Source organism: Citreimonas sp., from assembly GCF_042096055.1.
GTDB lineage: Bacteria > Pseudomonadota > Alphaproteobacteria > Rhodobacterales > Rhodobacteraceae > Citreimonas.
In genome coordinates this window covers 1-11,917 of record NZ_JBELMH010000076.1, presented here as the reverse complement: position 1 = coordinate 11,917, position 11,917 = coordinate 1, and the positions used below count along the sequence as shown (strand labels likewise).

12 protein-coding genes are annotated in these 11,917 nt (G+C 69.2%); all 12 read left to right on the top strand.

Annotated features, from left to right (window positions below):
- Positions 1-20: 20 nt before the first annotated feature.
- Positions 21-1,151, top strand: coding sequence for a methyltransferase (locus ACFDTC_RS14575; RefSeq protein ID WP_375259616.1), 1,131 nt, complete (start codon positions 21-23; stop codon positions 1,149-1,151).
- Positions 1,152-1,268: 117 nt separating this feature from the next.
- Positions 1,269-2,210, top strand: coding sequence for a chlorophyll synthesis pathway protein BchC (bchC, locus tag ACFDTC_RS14570; RefSeq protein ID WP_375259613.1), 942 nt, complete (start codon positions 1,269-1,271; stop codon positions 2,208-2,210).
- Complete coding sequence (locus ACFDTC_RS14565; protein ID WP_375259612.1) at positions 2,207-3,223, top strand: chlorophyllide a reductase iron protein subunit X; 1,017 nt, start codon at positions 2,207-2,209, stop codon at positions 3,221-3,223. The genes bchC and ACFDTC_RS14565 overlap by 4 nt, the downstream gene beginning before the upstream one ends.
- Before the next feature lie 65 nt (positions 3,224-3,288).
- Positions 3,289-4,854 (top strand): chlorophyllide a reductase subunit Y, encoded by a 1,566-nt coding sequence (bchY, locus tag ACFDTC_RS14560; RefSeq protein ID WP_375259611.1) that lies wholly within the window; start codon positions 3,289-3,291, stop codon positions 4,852-4,854.
- On the top strand, positions 4,854-6,311 hold the full coding sequence (bchZ, locus tag ACFDTC_RS14555; RefSeq protein ID WP_375259610.1) for a chlorophyllide a reductase subunit Z: 1,458 nt from the start codon (positions 4,854-4,856) through the stop codon (positions 6,309-6,311). Before bchY ends, bchZ begins: the two co-directional genes overlap by 1 nt.
- A 2-nt stretch (positions 6,312-6,313) precedes the next feature.
- The gene (pufQ, locus tag ACFDTC_RS14550) at positions 6,314-6,538 is read left to right on the top strand and encodes a cytochrome PufQ (RefSeq protein WP_375259609.1); all 225 of its coding nucleotides are present in this window, start codon (positions 6,314-6,316) and stop codon (positions 6,536-6,538) included.
- 122 nt (positions 6,539-6,660) lie between these two features.
- Positions 6,661-6,810: a light-harvesting antenna LH1, beta subunit gene (pufB, locus tag ACFDTC_RS14545; RefSeq protein WP_072778079.1), complete on the top strand. Its 150-nt coding sequence runs from the start codon at positions 6,661-6,663 to the stop codon at positions 6,808-6,810.
- Positions 6,811-6,823: 13 nt separating this feature from the next.
- Positions 6,824-6,991, top strand: a complete 168-nt coding sequence (pufA, locus tag ACFDTC_RS14540; protein WP_375259608.1) for a light-harvesting antenna LH1, alpha subunit — start codon at positions 6,824-6,826, stop codon at positions 6,989-6,991.
- 119 nt (positions 6,992-7,110) lie between these two features.
- Positions 7,111-7,950 (top strand): photosynthetic reaction center subunit L, encoded by an 840-nt coding sequence (gene pufL / locus ACFDTC_RS14535; protein ID WP_375259607.1) that lies wholly within the window; start codon positions 7,111-7,113, stop codon positions 7,948-7,950.
- 3 nt (positions 7,951-7,953) lie between these two features.
- On the top strand, positions 7,954-8,949 hold the full coding sequence (gene pufM, locus ACFDTC_RS14530; RefSeq protein WP_375259606.1) for a photosynthetic reaction center subunit M: 996 nt from the start codon (positions 7,954-7,956) through the stop codon (positions 8,947-8,949).
- 2 nt (positions 8,950-8,951) lie between these two features.
- Positions 8,952-10,091 (top strand): photosynthetic reaction center cytochrome PufC, encoded by a 1,140-nt coding sequence (pufC, locus tag ACFDTC_RS14525; RefSeq protein ID WP_375259605.1) that lies wholly within the window; start codon positions 8,952-8,954, stop codon positions 10,089-10,091.
- 186 nt (positions 10,092-10,277) lie between these two features.
- Positions 10,278-11,917, top strand: a 1,640-nt coding sequence (gene dxs, locus ACFDTC_RS14520) for a 1-deoxy-D-xylulose-5-phosphate synthase (protein ID WP_375259604.1), incomplete at its 3' end; no start/stop codon positions are given.

The following is an 11,917-nucleotide window of genomic DNA, read 5'->3' as shown; positions in this document are numbered from 1 at the left end:
CGTCCGGGCCCGCGCCTGAGATGGCCCTGCAGGCGGACGGCCCCGTGGCGCCGCCTGACCGCGCCGACCTGCGCGCCCGCCTGATCCGCCTCGTCGCGCGCCCCGGTTTCCAGTCCTGGGCCGCCCGCATCCCGATCCTGCGCCGCATCGCGCGGGCCGAGGGCGACGCGCTTTTCGACCTCGTTCAGGGCTTCGTCGCGTCGCAGGTGCTGTATGCCGTCGTCTCGCTGGACCTTCTGGACCGTCTCTCCGATGGTCCCGCCACGCCGTCCACGCTGGCGCGGGGCACGGACATTCCGACCGACCGGATGCACCGCCTGTGCCAGGCCGCCGCCGCGCTGCGGATCATGCGCCGCACGGGCGACCGCTTCGCCCTGACCACGCGCGGCGCCGCGCTGCTGGGCGTGCCGGGCCTTGCCGCGATGATCCGCCACCACGACGTGCTCTACCGCGACCTCGCCGACCCCGTCGCCTTCCTGCGCGGCGAGACCGAGACCGAGCTCGCCGGCTTCTGGCCCTACGTCTTCGGCGCGGACGGCGCGACCGACCCCGAGATCACGCGCACTTATTCCCGCCTGATGGCCGACAGCCAGCGCCTCGTCGCCGAGGATACGCTACGCGCCGTCTCGTTGCGCCGGGCTACGCACCTTCTGGACATCGGCGGTGGCTCGGGCGTCTTTGCCGAGGCCGCGTCGCGCGCGTCGCCGGACCTGTCGGTCACGCTTTTCGACCTGCCGGCGGTGGCGCAGGCCGCGCGGCAGCGCCTTGGCGCCTCGCCCGTCGCCGACCGCATCGCCGTGGCCGAAGGGTCGTTCCGCGACGACCCGCTGCCCCGGGGCGCCGACGCCGTCAGCCTGATCCGCGTGCTCTACGACCACGAGGACGCGACCGTGCGCGCCCTGCTCGCGAAGATCCGCACCGTGCTGCCCGCCGGCGGCCGCCTGATCGTGTCCGAGCCGATGTCCGGCGGCACCCGGCCCGCGCCCGCGGGCGACGTCTACTTCGCGTTCTACTGCATGGCGATGCGCACCGGCACCGTCCGCAGCCAGGCCCGCATCGCCGAAATGCTGACCGAGGCCGGCTTTGCCGAGGTCGAAACGCCCCGCCCGGCGCGGCCTTTCGTGACCTCGGTCGTCACCGCGCGCGGCTAGACAGACCGACTGTCCATTATTATTGACACATCAACCTGTAAGCGTAGACTGACACTTAAGCCGTCAACCAGAGCGCACCGCAAGACCGAGTCGCGCCGCAGCCGGAGGGGGATCACAATGCACACCGACGCCGTCCTTCTCAGCGGGCCCCGGACGCTGGCGCTTTCGTCGCTGGCGCTGACCGATCCTGGCCCCTCAGACCTGGTGGTCGCCATCCGCCATTCCGGCATATCGACCGGCACCGAAAAGCTGTTCTGGTCCGGCACGATGCCACCGTTCCCGGGCATGGGCTATCCGCTGGTCCCCGGCTACGAGGCCGCGGGGGAGGTGGTCGAGGTCGGCCGCGACACCGGTTTCCGCGTCGGAGAGCACGTCTTCGTGCCCGGCGCGAATTGTTACGATGGGGCCTTCGGGTTGTTCGGAGGGGCGGCCGCCCGCGTGGTGACCGATGCCTCCCGCGTGACCCGGATCGATTCCGGTCATGGCGCAGAGGGAGCACTCCTCGCCCTCGCGGCGACGGCACGCCACGCCATGGCCGGTTTCGACAAGTCTCCGCCCGACCTCATCGTCGGACACGGCGTGCTCGGCCGCCTGCTGGCGCGCCTGACCGTCGCCGCCGGCGCGCCCGCGCCCACCGTGTGGGAGATCGACCCGAACCGCACGCACGGCGCCGACGGCTACGCGGTGATTCATCCCGACGCCGATCCGCGCCGCGACTACCGCGCGATCTACGAAGCCAGCGGCAACGGCGCGCTGCTGAACGACCTCGTCGGCCGCATCGCCCGCGGGGGCGAGATCGTGCTCGCCGGGTTCTACACGCAGCCGCTGCAATTCGCCTTCCCGCCCGCCTTCATGAAAGAGGCGCGCTTCCGCATCGCCGCCGAGTGGACCCGCGACGACCTGGCCGCCACCCGCGCGCTGGTCGAGTCCGGCGCGCTGAGCCTTGCGGGCCTCATCACCCACCACGCCACACCCGACGCGGTGTCCGACGCCTATACGACGGCGTTCGAGGACCCCGCCTGTTTGAAAATGATCCTGGATTGGGAGCACGCCGCATGAAGGACGAGCTGAACAAGGACGCCGTCCCGAACCTGAAGGCCTACGACGACAGGCTCAAGGACGAGGCCGGCCTGTTCGGGGAAGAGATCGAGCCCCGGGAAGCCACCAAAAAGACGCAGATCATCGCGATCTACGGCAAGGGCGGGATCGGCAAGTCGTTCACGCTGGCGAACCTCAGCCACATGATGGCCGAGCAGGGCAAGCGCGTCCTGCTGATCGGCTGCGATCCGAAATCCGACACCACGTCGCTGCTGTTCGGCGGCAAGGCGTGCCCGACGATCATCGAGACCAGCACCCGCAAGAAGCTGGCCGGCGAAGAGGTCAAGATCGGCGACGTCTGCTTCAAGCGCGGCGGCGTCTTCGCGATGGAACTGGGCGGGCCCGAGGTGGGCCGCGGCTGCGGGGGCAGGGGGATCATCCACGGCTTCGAGCTGCTGGAGAAGCTCGGCTTTCACGACTGGGATTTCGACTACGTCCTGCTCGACTTCCTAGGCGACGTGGTCTGCGGCGGCTTCGGCCTGCCGATCGCGCGCGACATGGCGCAGAAGGTGATCCTGGTCGCCTCGAACGACCTGCAATCGCTCTACGTCGCGAACAACGTCTGCTCGGCGGTGGAATACTTCCGCAGGCTGGGCGGCAATGTCGGCGTGGCCGGGTTGGTCATCAACAAGGACGACGGCTCGGGCGAGGCGCAGGCCTTCGCCGAGGCGGTGAAGATCCCGGTGCTGGCCGCCATCCCGCAGGACGACGACCTGCGCAAGAAATCCGCCAACTACCAGATCGTCGGCACCGACGCCTCGCCCTGGGGCGCGCTGTTCGCCGAGCTGGGCGAGAACGTCGCCGTGGCACCGCCCGTCCGCCCCGAGCCGCTGGACCAGGACGGCCTTCTGGGCCTGTTCGACGCCTCGGAAACCGGCGGCGACGTGGTGCTGGAACCGGCCACCGATCAGGACATGCGCGGCAAGAACGCCGCGCCGAAGGAAAGCCTGGAAGTGATCTACGACGACGCCTGACGACGACAGGGCCGGGGGCCAACCCCCCGGACCCCCGTAGTACTTGGACCAAAGTGAAGAAGCCGATGAGCAACGAAGCGACATACGACGAGACGGCCGAGGTCGAGGTCATCCGGGGCACCCCGTCCCGCGACGACGCGGCGATGCCGCCGCCGGCGGATGGCCTCGGCTGCCATTCGGGGGCCGAGATGGAAAAGGCCGCGCGTCTCGCGGGCAATTCCGAGCTGCTCGACAAGTACCGCGCCGACTACCCCGTGGGCCCCCACGACCAGCCGCAAAGCATGTGTCCGGCCTTCGGGTCGTTGCGCGTGGGCCTGCGGATGAAGCGGGTGGCCACGGTGTTGTCGGGCTCGGCCTGCTGCGTCTACGGGCTGACCTTCGTAAGCCATTTCTACGGCGCGCGCCGGTCGGTCGGCTACGTGCCCTTCAACTCGGAAACGCTGGTGACCGGCAAGCTGTTCGAGGACATCCGGGAAAGCGTGCACGCCATGGCGGACCCCGAGAAGTTCGACGCGATCGTGGTCACCAACCTCTGCGTGCCCACCGCGTCCGGCGTGCCGCTGCGGCTGCTGCCGGACGAGATCGACGGCGTGCGCATCGTCGGCATCGACGTGCCGGGCTTCGGCGTGCCGACCCATGCCGAGGCCAAGGACATCCTGGCCGGCGCGATGCTGAACTATGCCCGCAAGGAGGTCGAGGCCGGCCCGGTGCAGGCCCCCGAGGGTGGCCGCGACGACCGCCCGACCGTCGCCCTGCTGGGCGAGATGTTCCCCGCCGACCCGATGATGATCGGCGCGATGCTGGCGCCGATGGGCATGGCCGCGGGCCCCGTCGTGCCCTGCCGCGAATGGCGCGAGCTCTACGCCGCGCTCGACAGCGCCGTGGTCGCCGCGATCCATCCGTTTTACACCGCCAGCGTCCGCGAGTTCGCCGCCGCCGGAAGGCCCGTCGTGGGCAGCGCGCCCGTGGGCCGCGACGGCACGGCCGACTGGCTCTCGGCCATCGGCCGCGCCCACGGCGTGCCCGACGCGCGCATCGCCGCCGCGCAGAACGCCTTCCTTCCCGCCATCGACGCCGCGCTCGAGGCAGCGCCGGTCAAGGGCACGATCACCCTGTCGGGGTACGAGGGCAGCGAACTGCTCGTGGCGCGGCTGCTCGTCGAAAGCGGCGCGGATTTGCGCTATGTCGGCACCGCCTGCCCGCGCACGCCCTGGTCGGAACCCGACCGCGACTGGCTGGAATCGCGCGGCATCAAGGTCACCTTCCGCGCCAGCCTCGAGGACGACCTGGCGGCGATGGAGGGCGTCAGCCCCGACCTCGCCATCGGCACCACGCCCGTGGTGCAGAAGGCCAAGGCGATGGGCATCCCCGCGCTCTACTACACCAACCTGATTTCGGCCCGGCCGCTGATGGGCCCCGCCGGCGCCGGCAGCCTGGCCGAGGTGGTCAACGCCGCCATCGCCGGCAAGGCGCGCATGGACGGGATGCGCGCCTTCTTCGAGGGCGTGGGCGAGGGCGACACCGCCGGCATCTGGGAGGGCGCGCCCAACCTGCGCCCCGACTTCCGCGCCCAGCACCAGAAGAAGCTCGACAAGGCCGCCCGCGCCGCCAAAGCGCAGGAGATGATCTGATGCTGATCCAGGATCACGACCGCGCCGGCGGCTACTGGGGCGCCGTCTACGCCTTCACCGCCGTGAAGGGGCTTCAGGTTGTCATCGACGGCCCCGTGGGCTGCGAGAACCTGCCGGTCACCTCGGTCCTGCACTACACCGACGCGCTGCCCCCGCACGAGCTGCCCATCGTCGTCACCGGGCTCGGCGAGGACGAGATGGGCAAGGGCACCGAGGAGGCGATGGAACGCGCCTGGAAGGTGCTCGACCCCGCGCTGCCGGCCGTGGTCGTCACCGGCTCGATCGCCGAGATGATCGGCGGCGGCGTGACGCCGCAGGGCACCAACATCCAGCGCTTCCTGCCTCGCACGATCGACGAGGACCAGTGGCAAAGCGCCGACCGCGCCATGACCTGGATCTTCACCGAGTTCGGGATGACCAAGGGCCGCATGCCCCCCGAGAAGAAGCGCGACGAGGGCGCCGCCCCGCGCGTCAACATCCTCGGGCCGATGTACGGCACGTTCAACATGCCCTCGGATCTGGCCGAGATCCGCCGCCTGGTCGAGGGCATCGGCGCCGAGATCAACATGGTCATGCCGCTGGGCGCGCACCTGGCCGAGATGCGCAACCTGGTGAACGCCGACGTCAACGTCTGCATGTACCGCGAATTTGGCCGCGGCCTCTGCGAATGCCTGGGCAAGCCCTACCTGCAGGCGCCCATCGGCATCGACAGCACCACCGCCTTCCTGCGCAAGCTGGGCGAGCTCACCGGCCTCGACCCCGAGCCCTTCATCGCGCGCGAGAAGCATTCGACGCTGAAACCCGTCTGGGACCTGTGGCGCAGCGTGACGCAGGATTTCTTCGCCACCGCGAATTTCGGCATCGTCGCGAACGAGACCTACGCCCGCGGCGTCCGCCGGTACCTCGAGGGCGACCTGGGCCTGCCCTGCGCCTTCGCCGTCGCCCGCTGCGCCGGGTCCAAGACCGACAACGACGCGGTGCGCCGCATGGTGCACGACAAGCGCCCGCTCATCCTGATGGGCTCGATCAACGAGAAGATGTACCTGGCCGAGACCCGTGCCGGCCACGGCCCGCAGCCGCATTTCATGCCCGCTAGCTTCCCCGGCGCGGCGATCCGGCGCCACACCGGCACGCCCTTCATGGGCTACGCCGGCGCCACCTACCTGCTGCAGGAGGTCTGCAACGGCCTCTTCGACGCGCTGTTCCACATCCTGCCGCTGGGCTCCGAGATGGACCGCGCCGAGGCCACGCCCACCAACCTGCGCCGCGACTTCCCCTGGGATGCCGATGCCCAGGCCGAGCTTGACCGGATCGTGGCCAGCCACCCGGTCCTGACGCGGATTTCCGCGGCCAAGAGTTTGCGCGACGCCGCCGAGGCGGCCGCGCTCAGAAAGGGGGAGGATCGCGTCGCGTTCGCGACCGTCCATACCCTCGCCAGTTCACAAGGAGGATCCTGACGATGGCGGATTTCACCACGAACGAAACCCGGTACCGCGGGCACCACGCCCGGCGCGACACCGAGTTCACTGTCTACTTCACCATCATCTTCGTCCTCGCGATCCCGTTCGCGACGGTCGGATGGGTGCTCGAGGTGTTCCAGAAGCAGACGCTCATGCTGCACGGCCCGCTGGCCCGCGCCTGGGCCGAGGCCGACCGGATCACGCCGCTGATCTTCTCCGCCTGACCCAGTGTCGGGCGGCGACGCCATCCTGCGCGCCCAGCCGGGCGCCAGAGACCCCCGCGCCAAGGCGGGAAACCCGGCCGCAGGGTGTGCGGCGTTGGTCACTCCATTCCGGAGGAAAGTAAATGGCTGACAATACCGACCTGTCCTTCACGGGTCTCACGGACGAGCAGGCGCAGGAACTGCATTCCGTCTACATGAGCGGCCTCTGGCTGTTCTCGGCGGTTGCCGTGGTCGCGCACCTTGCGACCTTCATCTGGCGTCCGTGGTTCTGAGGGGGAAACAGACATGGCAAAGTTCTACAAGATCTGGCTCGTCTTCGACCCCCGCCGCGTGTTCGTGGCGCAGGGCGTCTTCCTCTTCCTGCTCGCGGTGATGATCCACCTGGTGGTGCTGTCCAACGGCATCAACTGGTTCGAGATCGCGGCCGCGCGCGGCGAGGTCGTGGTCGACTGACCCGGGCCTTCCAGAAAACGCGCCGCGGGCGGCACGGCATCCGTCGCCCGCGGCAAACCTAACCGGAACAAGACGGCCCCCTCGATCCGAGGTCGCGCCGCCAAACGCGGAGAGAGAAGATGGCGCTGCTCAGCTTCGAGAAAAAGTATCGCGTCCGTGGAGGGACGCTGATCGGCGGCGATCTGTTCGACTTCTGGGTGGGGCCTTTCTACGTCGGCTTCTTCGGGGTCACGACCGCCTTTTTCGCCTTGTTGGGCACCGTCCTGATCTTCTGGGGCGCCGCGCACCAGGGCACCTTCAACCCCTGGCTCATCAACATCGCACCGCCCGACCTGTCCTACGGGCTGGGGATGGCACCGCTGATGGAGGGCGGGCTGTGGCAGATCATCACGATCTGCGCCACCGCCGCGTTCTGCAGCTGGGCCCTGCGCGAGGTCGAGATCTGCCGCAAGCTGGGCATCGGCTACCACGTGCCCTTCGCGTTCAGCATCGCGATCCTGGCCTACGTCACGCTGGTGATCTTCCGCCCGTTGCTGATGGGCGCCTGGGGGCACGGTTTTCCCTACGGCATCTTCGCCCACCTCGATTGGGTCAGCAACACCGGCTACGCCTACCTGCACTTCCACTACAACCCGGCGCACATGCTGGCGGTGACGTTCTTCTTCACCACCACCTTCGCGCTGGCGCTGCACGGGGGCCTGATCCTGTCGGCGGCCAACCCCGGCAAGGGCGAGGTGATGAAGACGGCCGACAACGAGGACAGCTTCTTCCGCGATTTCATCGGCTACTCGGTCGGCACGCTGGGCATCCACCGTGTCGGTCTCCTGCTGGCGCTGAACGCGGGCTTCTGGAGCGCGGTCTGCATCATCATCTCGGGGCCCGTGTGGACGCGCGGCTGGCCGGAATGGTGGAACTGGTGGCTCGAGCTGCCGATCTGGGGCACGAACGTGGGGCTATGAGACATGGTTTGGACACCTGAATATCAGAACATCTTCACGCAGGTGCAAGTCCAGGGCCCCCCGGAATGGGGCATGGACGAAAGCGGGACGGCACGCGCCGAACGCGGCACCTGGGCCAGCTTCTCGACGCTGCTCGGCTTCTTCGGGAACGCGCAGCTGGGGCCCTTCTACCTCGGCTGGACCGGCATCATCGCGTTGGTCACCGGCACGCTGGCGATCAACATCATCGGGCTCAATATGCTCGCTCAGGTCGACTGGTCGATCCCCGAGTTCCTGCGCCAGGGCTTCTGGCTCGCGCTCGAGCCGCCGAGCCCGGAATACGGCCTGAAGATCCCGCCGCTCTACGACGGCGGCTGGTACATCATCGCCAGCTTCCTGCTGCTGGTCTCGGTCATGTCCTGGTGGGCGCGGACCTGGTTCCTCGCCGAGGAACACAAGCTGGGCAAGCACGTCTTCTGGGCGTTCGGCGCGGCGATCTGGCTGTTCCTGGTGCTGGGCCTGTTCCGCCCGATCCTGATGGGATCGTGGTCCGAGGCGGTGCCCTACGGAATCTTCCCGCACCTCGACTGGACCACCGCTTTCTCGATCCGCTACGGGAACCTCTACTACAACCCGTTCCACTGCCTCTCGATCGTGTTCCTCTACGGCTCGGTGCTGCTCTTCGCGATGCACGGCGCCACGATCCTCGCCGTCACCCGCTACGGCGGAGACCGCGAGCTCGAACAGATCGCCGACCGCGGCACCGCCTCGGAACGCGCCGCGCTGTTCTGGCGCTGGACGATGGGCTTCAACGCCACGATGGAAGGCATCCATCGCTGGGCGTGGTGGTTCGCGGTGCTGACCACGATCACCGGCGGCATCGGCATCCTGCTGACCGGAACGGTGGTCGACAACTGGTTCATCTGGGCCCAGGACCATCACTTCGCCCCGATGTACGACGGCGCCTACGGCTACGAGGCCTACGGCTCGTACGAAGCCTTCATCGGACGGGGGGACTGATCATGCTGCCCAAGTGGTTCAACGACTGGAACAGCAAGTTCCCCGCCGACATCTACAAGCCCGCGATCCTGACGGGCACGGTGGGCGCGGTGGTCTTCGCCGTCATCGCGCTCAACCAGCTGGGCCAGCCCTTCGCCGGCACCTCGATGCAGACGGGCCCCCGCGGCACCGGCATGGTGGTGCACGAGTTCGACAGCGAACGGCTGACCCCCGACCCGACCATCGCCGTCTACTACACCGAGGCCCCCTATCCCCCCGCCGAGGGGGAAGAGCTGGCCGGCGAGGTCTACGAGAACGTCGAGGTGCTGGGCGACCTCACGGTCGGCAACTTCAGCCGCCTGATGCTGGCGATGACCCAGTGGGTCGCGCCGGAACAGGGCTGCGCCTACTGCCACGCCGGCGCGGACGAGGGCAACTTCGCCAGCGACGACCTCTACACCAAGGTCGTGTCGCGCCGGATGATCCAGATGACGCAGAACATCAACGAGAACTGGGCCGGCCACGTCAACGCCAACGCCGAGGTCGGGGTCAACTGCTTCACCTGCCACCGGGGCGAGAACGTGCCCTCGGACATCTGGTACCGCATCACGCCGGTGCACGAACCCGAGGCGGTCGGCGGCTGGTCGGCGGTGCAGAACCGCGTGACCGTGCAGTCGCAATACACCTCGCTGCCGTCGGACGCGCTGGAGACCTACCTGCTGGGCTACAACCGGATCGGGGTCCACAACCTCGAGCCGCACGTCGCCGAACGCCCGCACGAGGACGGCGTCGCCACCTGGCAGGACACCGAGCGGACCTATTCGCTGATGAACTACGTCAGCAACTCGCTCGGGGTGAACTGCAACTTCTGCCACAACAGCCGGGCGTTCTACGACCCCAGCCAGGTGACCCCGCAATGGGCGACCGAGACGCTGGGCATCGCCATGGTGCAGGAGATCAACAACGACTACCTCGTGCCGCTGCAGGACGTCTATCCCGAACACCGGCTGGGACCGGTCTATGCCGACGCGCCCAAGGCCGCCTGCAAGACCTGCCACAAGGGCTATGTCCAGCCGCTGCAGGGCACCAACGTGATCGCCGACTGGCCCGAACTGGCCACCTCCGGCGCCCCCGTCTACGAAGACGCCGCGGCCTCGAACTGACACCGCCCCGGGACGCGCCACGCGCCCCGGGGTCGCCCGATCCGGTCACGACGCACTTCCCATAGCGTGGCCGGTGACCGGGGCGGACCTGCCCCGGTTCCCTTCCTGTTGGCTACAGGAGCGGCGCCACGGCCGTCGGCACCCCCCGTGCGACCGTGGCGCCATGATCCGGCGGAGGACCCTGCCATGACCCGTCCCGACACCCCCACCCTCGACCGCGTCGCCGGTCCCGCCGACCTCAGGCGCATGGACGACCGCGCGCTCGCCCGCCTCGCGGACGAGCTGCGCGCCGAGGTGATCTCGGCCGTCTCGGAAACCGGCGGGCACCTGGGATCGTCCCTGGGCGTGGTCGAGCTGACGGTCGCCATCCACGCGGTGTTCAACACGCCGATGGACAAGCTGATCTTCGACGTCGGCCACCAGTGCTATCCCCACAAGATCCTGACCGGCCGGCGCGACCGCATCCGCACCCTGCGGCAGGAAGGCGGGCTTTCGGGCTTCACCAAGCGCGCGGAAAGCGCGTTCGACCCGTTCGGCGCAGCGCATAGCTCGACCTCGATCTCGGCCGCGCTGGGCTTCACCGTGGGGCGCGACATGGGCAAGCCCACCGGCGACGCCATCGCGGTGATCGGCGACGGCGCGATCTCGGCCGGCATGGCCTACGAGGCGCTCAACAACGCCGGCGCCGAGGGCCGCCGCCTGTTCGTCATCCTCAACGACAACGAGATGTCGATCGCCCCGCCCACCGGGGCGATGTCCGCGTATCTCTCGCGGCTCTACGCGAACGAGCCGCTGGCGAAGATGCGCAGCCTGGCCGAGGGCTTCGAATCCGCGCTGCCGCCACCGATGCGCGACGGCGCGAAACGCGCGCGCCAGCTGGTCAGCGGTGCGCTGCAGGCCTCGGGCACGTTGTTCGAGGAATTGGGCTTCGACTACGTGGGCCCCATCGACGGCCACGACATGACACAGCTTCTGCCGGTGCTGCGGGCCGCGCGGGCCCGCGCCACAGGGCCGGTGCTGATCCATTGCTGCACCGTGAAGGGCAAGGGCTTCGCCCCGGCCGAGCACGCCGCCGACCGCGGCCACGGCGTGGCCAAGTTCAACCCCGCCACCGGCACGCAGAAGAAGGGCGCGGGCGGTCCGCCGGACTACACCAAGGTCTTCGGCCGCGCCCTGGCGGACGAGGCCGCGCGCGACCCCGACATCGTCGCCGTGACCGCAGCCATGCCCTCGGGCACCGGCGTGTCGATCATGGCCGACCGCTTTCCGGGCCGCGTCTTCGACGTGGGCATCGCCGAACAGCACGGCGTGACCTTCGCCGCCGGCATGGCGGCGTCGGGGCTCAAGCCCTTCTGCGCGATCTACTCGACCTTCCTGCAACGCGGCTACGACCAGGTGGTGCACGACGTGGCGCTGCAGGGTCTGCCGGTGCGTTTCGCCATCGACCGGGCGGGGCTGGTGGGCGCCGACGGCGCGACCCACGCCGGCGCGTTCGACGTGGCCTACCTGTCGAACCTGCCGGGCTTCACCGTCATGGCCGCGGGCGACGAGGCCGAGCTGGTGCACATGGTCGCCACGGCCGCCGCGCACGACGCCGGTCCCATCGCGTTTCGCTATCCGCGCGGCTCCGGAGCAGGGGTCGCGCTGCCCGAGCGCGGGCAGATCCTGCCCATCGGCAAGGGTCGCGTGCTGCGCGAAGGCTCCGACGTGGCGCTGCTGTCCTTCGGCGCGCACCTGTCGCAGGTGCAGGCGGCGGCCGACCTTCTGGCGCGCGACGGCGTCACCGTCACCGTCGCCGACGCCCGCTTCGCCAAGCCGCTCGACAT

Excerpts from the sequence above, each read along its gene's own strand:
- ACFDTC_RS14575 (WP_375259616.1), top strand. The coding sequence starts at position 21 with ATGGCCCTGCAGGCGGACGGCCCCGTGGCGCCGCCTGACCGCGCCGAC.
- bchC (WP_375259613.1), top strand. The coding sequence starts at position 1,269 with ATGCACACCGACGCCGTCCTTCTCAGCGGGCCCCGGACGCTGGCGCTT.
- ACFDTC_RS14565 (WP_375259612.1), top strand. The coding sequence starts at position 2,207 with ATGAAGGACGAGCTGAACAAGGACGCCGTCCCGAACCTGAAGGCCTAC.
- bchY (WP_375259611.1), top strand. The coding sequence starts at position 3,289 with ATGAGCAACGAAGCGACATACGACGAGACGGCCGAGGTCGAGGTCATC.
- bchZ (WP_375259610.1), top strand. The coding sequence starts at position 4,854 with ATGCTGATCCAGGATCACGACCGCGCCGGCGGCTACTGGGGCGCCGTC.
- pufQ (WP_375259609.1), top strand. The coding sequence starts at position 6,314 with ATGGCGGATTTCACCACGAACGAAACCCGGTACCGCGGGCACCACGCC.
- pufB (WP_072778079.1), top strand. The coding sequence starts at position 6,661 with ATGGCTGACAATACCGACCTGTCCTTCACGGGTCTCACGGACGAGCAG.
- pufA (WP_375259608.1), top strand. The coding sequence starts at position 6,824 with ATGGCAAAGTTCTACAAGATCTGGCTCGTCTTCGACCCCCGCCGCGTG.
- pufL (WP_375259607.1), top strand. The coding sequence starts at position 7,111 with ATGGCGCTGCTCAGCTTCGAGAAAAAGTATCGCGTCCGTGGAGGGACG.
- pufM (WP_375259606.1), top strand. The coding sequence starts at position 7,954 with ATGGTTTGGACACCTGAATATCAGAACATCTTCACGCAGGTGCAAGTC.
- pufC (WP_375259605.1), top strand. The coding sequence starts at position 8,952 with ATGCTGCCCAAGTGGTTCAACGACTGGAACAGCAAGTTCCCCGCCGAC.